At 67.0% G+C, this 1304-nt stretch carries 1 protein-coding gene; it reads right to left on the minus strand.

Annotated features, from left to right (window positions below; genetic code table 11):
• Positions 1–37 precede the first annotated feature (37 nt).
• On the minus strand, positions 38–1228 hold the full coding sequence (locus tag EDF32_RS01515) for an IS481 family transposase (protein ID WP_123306785.1): 1191 nt from the start codon (positions 1226–1228) through the stop codon (positions 38–40).
• Positions 1229–1304: the final 76 nt, after the last annotated feature.

Here is a 1304-nt window from a genome sequence, read left to right on the forward strand (position 1 = left end):
TGTGATGAGTCGGGACATCGTTCATAGATGTGTCGCGTCATCGTTCATATCGAGAGCCCGGCCATCGGCCGGGCTCTCGATCGTTGTTGCGCCAGTAGGTGCGGGTGGGGTCGATGGTGCAGGTGGCCAGGATCTGTCCGGTGGTGTGGGCGATGACGGTGGCGGTGGTCTCGTCGATGAGGATGAGGACGGGGGTGCCGCGGTGCGCGGCGCCGATGCCGAGGTGGTGCATACGTCCGGCGCGGCGCAGGGAGATCTTGCCGTTGGTCCCGACGTGGTCGAAGCGCAGCCGGTAGTGCCCGGCGATGGTGGTCCCGGCGGGTCTGGCTGGGGGTCGGGCGTGGTAGGCGGTGTGGGGTGTGCAGCGGTCCAGGGCGCGGTGGGGTCGTGCGGTGTTGTAGGTCGTGGTGAACGCGTCGAGCTGGGCTTGCAGGGTGGGTAGGTCCACGGCGGGCGGCTGCTGGTCGAGCCATTTCTTGAGGGTGGAGTGGAAGCGTTCGATCTTGCCCTGGGTCTGGGGGTGGTTCGGGTGGCCGTTCTTCTGCTGGATGCCCAGGGCGTGCAGGAGGTATTCGAAGGCGTTGCGTCCGCCGGTGAACCGAGAGGTGTAGACCGAGCCGTTGTCGGTCAGGGTCGAGGCGGGTGGCCCGTAGGTGTTGATGCAGGTGGTGAAGGTCTCCACGACGAGGTGTCCGCTCACGCGGTGGTGGGCGGTGCAGGAGAGCAGGTAGCGGGAGTGGTCGTCGAGCCAGTTGAGGATCTCGATGTCGGTGCCGTCGGCCAGGTGCCAGTGGGTGAAGTCGGATTGCCAGGTCTCGTTGGGTTGTTCGGCGGCGAAGCGGTGCAGGGACGCGTGGGGGCGTTTGCGGGGTTCGGGGTCGACGAGGCCGGCGGTGGTGATGATGCGTCGGATCGTAGAGATCGCGGGGACCGGGGTGACGCCGTCCTCGTTCAGGTGCCAGGCGATCGTCGCGGGCCCGTGGTCGAGGCCGTCGGCGAGCAGCCGGGTGCGCAGGGCCAGGATGAGGTCGCGCACGTGTTCGTCGGTGGCGTGGGGATTGGTCCGGGGTCGGCGTGAGCGTGGCTCGAGTCCGTCGAGGCCGTGTTTCTCGTAGCGCTGGACGAGGGTGTGGACCCATCGCCAGGAGACGCCGAACCGGCGGGCCGCTTCGGCCTTGGTCAGGCCTTGTTCGACGACGGACAGCACGATGACTTTGGCCTTCGACATGCCTCATCGTCGAGGCGCCGGGGGCTATGAACGATGTCCCGACTCATATGTGAACGATGTCGTGAACCAGCACACC

The sequence above is a fragment of the Cellulomonas sp. PhB143 genome (assembly GCF_003752595.1).
In the GTDB taxonomy this organism is placed as follows: Bacteria; Actinomycetota; Actinomycetes; order Actinomycetales; family Cellulomonadaceae; genus Paraoerskovia.

Bases quoted from the DNA above. Each gene is read 5' to 3' on its own strand.
- EDF32_RS01515 (WP_123306785.1), bottom strand. From the start codon at position 1,228: ATGTCGAAGGCCAAAGTCATCGTGCTGTCCGTCGTCGAACAAGGCCTG.